Origin of the sequence: Anaeroglomus insulsum, from assembly GCF_050689095.1 — a bacterium.
GTDB lineage: Bacteria > Planctomycetota > Phycisphaerae > Sedimentisphaerales > Anaerohalosphaeraceae > Anaeroglomus > Anaeroglomus insulsum.
In genome coordinates this window covers 351,863-360,179 of sequence record NZ_JBOGCL010000002.1, presented here as the reverse complement: position 1 = coordinate 360,179, position 8,317 = coordinate 351,863, and the positions used below count along the sequence as shown (strand labels likewise).

6 protein-coding genes are annotated in these 8,317 nt (G+C 54.6%); all 6 read left to right on the top strand.

What is annotated here, in order from left to right:
- Positions 1-394 precede the first annotated feature (394 nt).
- The 6 genes from mads1 to ACQ9LF_RS03550 all read left to right on the top strand — a co-directional run bounded on the left by mads1 (position 395) and on the right by ACQ9LF_RS03550 (position 8,315).
- Positions 395-604, top strand: a complete 210-nt coding sequence (gene mads1 / locus ACQ9LF_RS03575) for a methylation-associated defense system helix-turn-helix domain-containing protein MAD1 (protein WP_462487990.1) — start codon at positions 395-397, stop codon at positions 602-604.
- Positions 601-2,097, top strand: a complete 1,497-nt coding sequence (locus ACQ9LF_RS03570; RefSeq protein ID WP_462487989.1) for an RNA repair transcriptional activator RtcR family protein — start codon at positions 601-603, stop codon at positions 2,095-2,097. Before mads1 ends, ACQ9LF_RS03570 begins: the two co-directional genes overlap by 4 nt.
- A gap of 180 nt (positions 2,098-2,277) precedes the next feature.
- Complete coding sequence (locus ACQ9LF_RS03565; protein WP_462487988.1) at positions 2,278-2,562, top strand: thermonuclease family protein; 285 nt, start codon at positions 2,278-2,280, stop codon at positions 2,560-2,562.
- A gap of 27 nt (positions 2,563-2,589) precedes the next feature.
- A complete protein-coding gene (locus ACQ9LF_RS03560) occupies positions 2,590-4,788 on the top strand; it encodes a DEAD/DEAH box helicase family protein (protein WP_462487987.1) in 2,199 nt (732 codons plus the stop codon).
- Positions 4,789-4,797: 9 nt separating this feature from the next.
- The gene (locus ACQ9LF_RS03555; protein ID WP_462487986.1) at positions 4,798-6,468 is read left to right on the top strand and encodes a type I restriction-modification system subunit M; all 1,671 of its coding nucleotides are present in this window, start codon (positions 4,798-4,800) and stop codon (positions 6,466-6,468) included.
- The gene (locus ACQ9LF_RS03550; RefSeq protein ID WP_462487985.1) at positions 6,465-8,315 is read left to right on the top strand and encodes a restriction endonuclease subunit S; all 1,851 of its coding nucleotides are present in this window, start codon (positions 6,465-6,467) and stop codon (positions 8,313-8,315) included. Before ACQ9LF_RS03555 ends, ACQ9LF_RS03550 begins: the two co-directional genes overlap by 4 nt.
- Positions 8,316-8,317: the final 2 nt, after the last annotated feature.

The window sequence follows — 8,317 nt, the reverse complement described above, 5'->3', positions numbered from 1 at the left end:
TGATGCATTCGAAGGCCCTCTGTTGTAAAGGAGTTACTTTGGCGAGCAACACCTTACACGAGGGTCTTTTTAATTCAAGTTTTTTGTCGGACAATCTGGACATAGAATGTCTCCGGCTGGGGGTACCCCCAGCCCACATCTTCTTTAGTTCTTGATAACGCTTCATCGTCATACAGCGTATCCGTCTAAGGGGGATACGATGTTCCCTGTCTATCCCAGGAGAAACTCGGAAAAACCCTTTGACACGCACTCCGACTTTCGTATAATATATGCCAGTTTGTTCTGTTCGGACCGGATGGAAGCCAATGGGACTATCCTGCACCGGGCTTTTGGCATAACCGAAGGACTGAGGCCGTTCAGGATGGGACGAGACCCTGTGCGACTGGAGTCAGTAATGGAAGATCGATGGCTTTCCGTAGATGAGATCGCGGCCTATCTCGGCATCAAGCGGGATACGGTCTACAAATGGATATCTGAAAAGCAAATGCCGGCGCACCGGATGGGCCGCCTCTGGAAATTCCGCAAGGAAGAGGTGGACGAGTGGGTAAAGACAGGGGGAGCAGCGGAGTCCGATTCTCAGAATTCGGATACGGGGAAGAAATGATGGATGTTCTGCTGACATTTACAGGATTTCATGACCCTTATTTCAAGGGATTGGTTGACCAGGAGGAACAGCCTGGACCCATCCTTTCCCTCCTATCCACACGCTCATTCGATCATATATTTCTCTTCGATACCCCAAGCACGCAGCGGGTTACCGGGGAAACAAAGGACGCTATCAAGAAGATCCATCACGGGAGCGAGGTTCACGTTCTCGAAATCAACCTTGCCGATCCGACGAATTACCAAGAGATATTCAGGGGGCTCAGAGCTCATCTTCATCGCATCATCGAGGATTTTTCTTCAGCACGCTTCTTTGTCGCAGTCGCGTCGGGAACGCCCCATATGCATGCCTGCTGGGTTCTCCTTACGGCCTCCGGCGAAATTCCCGCCCGCATCCTCCATGTGCGACCACCGCATTTTGTAACAAAACAACACCCGCTCGTGACCGAGGTGGATTTGTCCTCGCGTGAGTTCCCTACCGTCAGGTTCCAGGATGTATCGATTCCTGTTGAAGAGAGCCAAGCCGATGTTGATTCCGTCAGAGTGCAGCTTGGCATTGTAGGAGATCACTCCGCGATGCAGAGTTCACTCGAGATGGGTGCGATGCTGGCTCCATCACAGGCCCCGGTTCTCATCTTTGGCGAGACAGGGACCGGCAAGGAGCTATTCGCACGGTACATTCACCGATTGAGTGGAAGGCCGCGAGAGACCTTTGTCGCTGTAAATTGTGCAGCGATTCCAGAAGACCTTGTCGAAAGCCTGCTGTTCGGTCACAAGAAAGGAGCCTTTACTGGCGCGATCAACGACCAGGTTGGCAAGTTCGATACGGCGGATAAGGGGACCCTTTTCCTTGATGAGCTCGGAGAGCTTCCCATACCCGCACAGGCCAAGTTGCTGAGAGTTCTGCAAGATGGACTGGTGGAGCCGATTGGACAAGCCAAGGCGCATAAGGTTGACGTGCGGATTGTGGGTGCAACGAATCGGGACTTACGCAAGCTGGTGAGGCAAGGTAAATTCCGTGAAGATCTTTTTTATAGGCTCAACGTCGGCGAAATCAAACTTCCTCCGCTCCGTGAAAGACGCTCTGACATTCCCAAACTGGCGCTTCACATTCTCGATAGATTGAATGGCTCTTTGCGACGAGCCAAGAGGTTGTCGGCGGAAGCCTTGTCCAGGCTGCAATCTCACAACTGGGCAGGGAATGTTCGCGATTTGGAAAACGTCATCGAGAGGTCTGTTCGTCTTTGCCGCAATGATGTTTTGGACGCAGACGACCTCCTAATCACGGAACCGGTCACCTACGCGGACCCACTGGATGCACTTCCCGAGCCCTACGAGGGATTCTCATTGGATGAGTTTCTCGGGAGCGCTCGGAAGCAAATGATTCTCCGTGCGCTTGAAGCAGCCAACGGCAACCAAAGCCAAGCGGCTCGAATGCTTGGGATCACGCCGCAGGCGGTGCACAAGTTCTTGCAATCGAGACCAAAGACTTAAACCAGGGTTTAAGATGTTTCAATCTGGGTTGAAGGATAAGATGATGCCAGGGATAACGACAAGGATACTAACACTTGTGATAACAATGGGTTGCCGCTCACTCCGGGAAGTGGCATGGGCTTTGCTTTATATCGGACACAGACAGACCAATCAAGGGTCCGAAACCAGAAAGGAGCAGCCATGCCAACATTTACGGTCACATCAATCATCGACGGAGATACTTTCGAGGTCAACCCTTTATGGAAATGGAACGGTGAGACGGGTACCCGAGTCCGCCCGGCGGGCTACGATGCCCCGGAGCTTCACGCCTATGGAGGCCAAGCGGCTAAGGACAAGTTGTCAAAGCTCATCGATGGCAAGCAAGTCGAACTCCGGACGGCCCACAAGATCGACCGAGGACGCCTGGTCTGCGAGGTCTATTTCAGAAACACGAATCTTGCGGATTACTTTCCCGAGTGGCAGTGATCGGCTGGAATTTCAGGAGGAGCGCCTGTGAAGGATTATTCAACTGAAGCAGATGCGAGGATTGTCATCGACGATCTGCTCCGCCAAGCGGGATGGGACCCCGCCGACAAGTCGCAGGTGCTCACCGAACATGCTTTGCCTGAGGGTGGACGTGCCGACTATCTCATGTTGTCTCGGAACGGTCGCCCGCTTGCCATCATAGAGGCAAAGCGCACGGCCATAGAACCATATACGGCCAAACAACAGGCGCTGCCATATGCCAAAAAAATCGGCTCGCCGTTCATCTTTCTTACGAATGGTGAACTCATCTATTTTTGGGACTACGGCAACGACGACGCCCGGATCGTCAACTCGCTCTTTTCCCGCCGCGATCTTGAGCGCTTGGTGGAAATGCGTGCCACCCGCAAGCCGCTCGCGACGATAGAGATCCCCGAGTATTACCTTCGCCAAGGCGAGACCCGGCAGGTGCGGCCCTACCAGCGTGAAACCATGCAGGCTCTGGACCACGCTGTAGAGCTCGGCAAGCGCCGCTTTCTGATTGAACTACCCACTGGCACAGGCAAGACGGATCTCGTATCCATCTATATCAAGCGGCTCATCCAGTCCGGACGCGCCGAGCGCATTCTATTCCTGGTAGACAGGGAGCAGCTCGCCAAACAGGCGCTCGAAGCCATTCAGGACATTCTGAACCAGCACAGCAGCTACTGGTTACGCCCGGGCATGGTCCGGCAGGAACAACAGATTACGGTCTGTCTGCTCCAGACGATGATCAGTCGTTACACGGAATTCACCAGTGGCTATTTCGACGTGGTCATAGCCGACGAATGCCACCGTTCCATCTATGGCTCCTGGCAGACCGCGCTCACGCATTTTGATGCGCTTCACATAGGGCTGACTGCAACCCCCTCGGCCTATATCGAGCGGAACACTTTCCAATTCTATCAGTGCCGCGACGGCCAGCCGGATTTCGCCTTTCCGATCCTGCAGGCGTTTCGGGATGGTTTTCTGGTGCCTTACAAATTTGCCACCGGCATCACCCAAATCCTTGCTGAAGGTGCGGAGGTCGATGAGCAAACATACGACCCGTCCGAATTTGAACGCAAATGGACGAACGAAGACTCCAATAAGAAAATGATGCAGGAGTTCGACCGGCTCGCCTGGGAGAACTTCAAAGAGTTGGCTCCCGGTCAAAAGACCGGACCTGGCAAGACTATAGTCTTTGCCATCACCAAGCACCACGCCGCGAGGCTGGCTCATTTCCTGAACGAACTGCATCCTGAACTCAAGGGTCAGTACGCCGAGGTTATCACGAGCGACGTTGCGGACGCCGACGATCTCATCCGCAAGTTCAAACGCGAGGAGTATCCGCAGGTAGCCGTCAGCGTCGGCATGCTCGATACCGGCTTCGACTGCCGGGAAGTTCTCCACCTGGTAATGTGCCGCCGGGTGCGCAGTCCCATCCTCTACCAACAGATGAGGGGGCGCGGAACGCGCACGGCAGATCATATCCAGAAGCAAAAATTCGTCATCTACGACTTCTTCGGTAACCACGACTACTTCAACGATAGCGATACCGACATTTTCACCGGCATCGGTCGCGGACATGCTCCTGGCGGCGAACGCAAACCACCCAAACCGCCAGGCGATCTTGTCGAGCTTGGCCTCGAGGACGAGTGGCTTCACGCGGTTACCTATGTCGAGGTGGGGCCGGAGGGTGAGAGAGTCGACAAGCGCGACTATGTCACCAATTGGGAGACCAGCGTTCAATCCGCCGTGAAAGATGACCCGATCATCCAAAAGGTCCGGCGAGGAGAATTGCTCACCGAAGACGAGGAAAGGGCGCTGGCTGACCGGTTAAACCGGCCGGAGATGTATTTCAACGAGGAGAACCTTCGCCGGGCCTACCGCCAGCCGGGCGGCAACCTGATCGATTTTATCAAGGCCGCTCTTGGCAGCCTCAAGATCAAACCCCGCGAAGAGGAATTGACCGAGAATTTCCAGGCATGGCTGGTCGCAAAATCGATCACACCCCAGCAGGCGCAGTATCTATCACTCCTCAAGAACCGCGGCATCGCCCGCGGCCGCATCGAGCTGGAGGATTTGTTCCAGCCGCCACTTTCCATTTTGAATGCGGCAGAGTTGGGCGTTGAGCTCTTCGGCGAGAGGGGGCTCAAGGAAATCATCCAGGATTTGAACGATTCGGTCTTCATGAAGAAGGTCGCATAAGGAGCAGCGATGAACCAGGATTTGCGCAGAAAATTGAACCGGATCACCGACATCCTTTGGGCCGGCGGTGTGACCAATCCGGTTACCTATATCGAGCAGATTTCGTATCTGATTTACCTCAAGCTGCTCGACGAGGAGGAATCCAGCCGCGAACTCAAGGCCCGGCTCATGGGCAAGCAAATCAATGGAAACGGCAAACTGCTCTACCCGAAACAGGCCGAGCGTTTCCGCTGGTCCAAGTGGCGTTTCAAGAGCGGCACAGACCTGCGCGACTTCGTGCGCGACCACGTTTTTCCTTACATGGCTTCGCTGGTGAAGGAGGAGCCGCAGATCGCCGAGTATTTCCGCGACGCCGTACTTGAGGTCGTTGACCCCAACGTGCTCAAGCAAGTGGTGGACGAGATCGACGGTATCGACTTCGCCAAGCTCGGCACTGACGTGAAGGGCGACATCTTCGAGTACATGCTGACCCACCTGGGGCAGTCCGCTCTGAATGGCCAATTTCGAACGCCCCGCCAGATCCGAACCATGATGGTCGAGATGGTGGACCCCAACCTCGGGGATACGATCTATGACCCGGCGTGCGGTACCGGCGGCTTCCTGATCGATGCCGTCGAGTACATCCTGGCCAGATACTCGACCGAGCCTCAGGAAGTACCCATCTACGGCGAAGAGTGGCTTGAAAAGCGCGACCAGTCCATCAAAGAGGCCAAGAAGGACATCCCGACGTTGCAGACCTACCGAAAGGGTCCAGGCGAAAAGGTTCCCAACTGGGAGCTTTTGGAGCGGTCCATCTACGGTATCGATGTATCGCGCCAGATGATGCGCATCGCCATGATGAATCTGGTGCTGCACGGCATCCGTCAGGCCAACGTCAAGCGTGCCAATACGCTTTCCGATATGGGCGGTCTCACTGAGGACGATCTGAACCGCCGCTACAAAGTGATCCTTTCCAATCCACCCTTTGCCGGTGTGCTCCCCAAGGAATCCATCCGCAAGGACCTCCCCACCAACTCCAAGAAGAGCGAGCTGCTCTTTCTGGGTGTGATGATGGAGGCCCTGGCTCCGGGCGGCCATTGCGCCGTTGTGGTTCCCGAAGGATTGCTTTTCGGCTCGACCTCGGCGCATGTGGAGCTCCGGCGGAAGCTGGTCGAGGATTTCGATTTGCTGGCCGTGGTTTCCCTGCCTGCTGGAGTATTCAAACCCTACGCGGGCGTAAAGACCGGGGTCCTCGTTTTTCGCAGGCCGGCTTCGGGCGCAAAAAAGGACAAAAAGACCAAGCATAAGGAAAAGGTCTGGTTCTACGATGTGCGTGCGGACGGTTTCGACCCGGACAAGATTTCCGGTGGCGGCAGACCTGAAACCCCCGAACGGAACGACATCCCTGATCTTCTTAATCAGTGGAAGGCCTACAAGCAATCGAAGTTCTTGAATCCGCCGGGTGTCGAAGCCGGAACCCTTTTGCAACCCGGAAGCGACGAGCCTCGCTGCTGGTGGACAACCATCAAATTTGTTGCCGAAAACGATTACAACCTTGCCGCCGGCCGCTATAAGCCGCAGATCGCAGAAAAGGCACCGGATGACGACCCTGCGCAACTCATCCGGGAAACTCTCATCATCGAGCGTGACATTGCAGGGGGGTTGGAGAAACTACTCCAGGAAGTGGAGGCAGTCGAATGAGGTGGCCAACAGTACCTCTCAAAGAGATTGCGCCAGCGCAAACGCCAAACATTCGGTTCTCGCCAGATGAACCGGTATGGCATCTAACATTGGACCAAGTCGAAAGCCATACGGGAAATATAGTTAACAAGAAAATCGCACCCGCATCTGCGGCTGGAACGTCGACTAATGTATTTGATGATGGCAATGTCCTCTATTCAAAGCTTCGTCCATACCTCAATAAAGTAATATGCCCAACGGAACCTGGAATTGCGACTACAGAGTTGGTCCCACTTAGGCCTCGCAAAGACCTTCTTGATCGTCGCTACTTAACCTACTACCTGCGCTCAAATCATTTTTTGGGATTCGCTAATGTGGCTGTCGCTGGCGTAAAGATGCCTCGCATCATAATGACGAAGTTCTGGAAGCACCGCATTCCACTGCCTCCTCTCTTCGAGCAACACCGCATTGTCGAAATACTCGATCAGGCTGATGCGCTGCGCAAGAAGCGCGCTGATGCAGATGCCAAAGCTGCCCGGATTCTCCCCGCGCTCTTTTATAAGATGTTTGGCGACCCCGCCACGAATCCAAAGGGCTGGCCGATCGCGCCCATTGACGAAATGGTTGCCCCAATTGAAAGGAGAGACCCGACAGGCCAACCGGATGATCCGTTCACCTACATAGACATCGCGGGCGTAGACGGTCAGTTGGGGGTCATTTCGATTGCTAAGACATTGATAGGCGCAGAAGCTCCAAGCAGGGCGCGACAAGTAATTAAGACCAACGATGTGATTGTGTCAACCGTCCGCCCATACCTTCGGGCAACGGCACTCGTTCCCGCCGAATACAACAACCAGATTTGTAGCACTGGATTCTGTGTTTTGAGGGCGAAGTCGGGAGTTGGATTTGGATTCTTGTATGCACTCTCTCGCTTAAAGTGGTTCACGGATCAACTCAATACTCTTGCCCGCGGAGCATCCTATCCGGCTGTTACCGATTCAGATGTGTTCAATCTCCGAGTTCCACAACCGATTGCGCAAGGTTTGCTCAAAAGCTTTGACCGCCAGGTTCTTGATGTTCTTGCGTTGCAGGACAAGCGACGCGGCATAGCAGCAAGAATTGAGAGCTTATTTGAAACGCTACTCCACCGCGCCTTCACCGGCGACCTCACGGCCAAGTGGCGCGAGGCGCATATGAAGGAGCTCCTGGCAGAGATGGAAGCCCAGGCCAAAGCTCTTGATTGCCCGTCAACGCAGAGTAAATCACCAGAGATCAGATCAAAGCGCCATGCCGGCCATGACATGTACAACAAGGCAGCTTTGGCCGCGTACATCACTGACCGTTGCCATGCGCCCGACCGCCCCATGGGAAGGGTGAAGCTCGCCAAGCTCTTTTATTTGGTCCAGCAAAAGGCAGAGATCGAACTCACCGAGACATTCATGAAGCGCGCCGCCGGGCCGCTTGACGATGAAATCCACAAGTTCCTGAGCCTTGCTCAGAAAAGCAAGTGGATAGTTCTTTGCCGGGGCGAAGGTGATTTAAAGCCCATAAAGCCGGGGGCAACCGTTTCCAAAGCCGTCGAACAAGCCCAGAAACTCTTAGGTCCGGCAAAGGCAAAAGTTGACGAGATGCTCGACCAGATGAAGGGATGGGGCTACCGCACTCTCGAACGATGGGCCACTGTCCTTGACGCAACCTTTGAACTGACGGCTGCTGGACAGCCCGCCACCGTCGAGGGCGTCAAGGACATTATCCAGAGACATCCGGATTGGGAGCCCAAATTGAGCAGGGACGAATTTTCTGACACGAACATCGAAGCCACTCTCAAAGGTCTGCGAGACTTCGGTTTTATAACAAACCAAGATTGATG

Excerpts from the sequence above, each read along its gene's own strand:
- mads1 (WP_462487990.1), top strand. The coding sequence starts at position 395 with ATGGAAGATCGATGGCTTTCCGTAGATGAGATCGCGGCCTATCTCGGC.
- ACQ9LF_RS03570 (WP_462487989.1), top strand. The coding sequence starts at position 601 with ATGATGGATGTTCTGCTGACATTTACAGGATTTCATGACCCTTATTTC.
- ACQ9LF_RS03565 (WP_462487988.1), top strand. The coding sequence starts at position 2,278 with ATGCCAACATTTACGGTCACATCAATCATCGACGGAGATACTTTCGAG.
- ACQ9LF_RS03555 (WP_462487986.1), top strand. The coding sequence starts at position 4,798 with ATGAACCAGGATTTGCGCAGAAAATTGAACCGGATCACCGACATCCTT.
- ACQ9LF_RS03550 (WP_462487985.1), top strand. The coding sequence starts at position 6,465 with ATGAGGTGGCCAACAGTACCTCTCAAAGAGATTGCGCCAGCGCAAACG.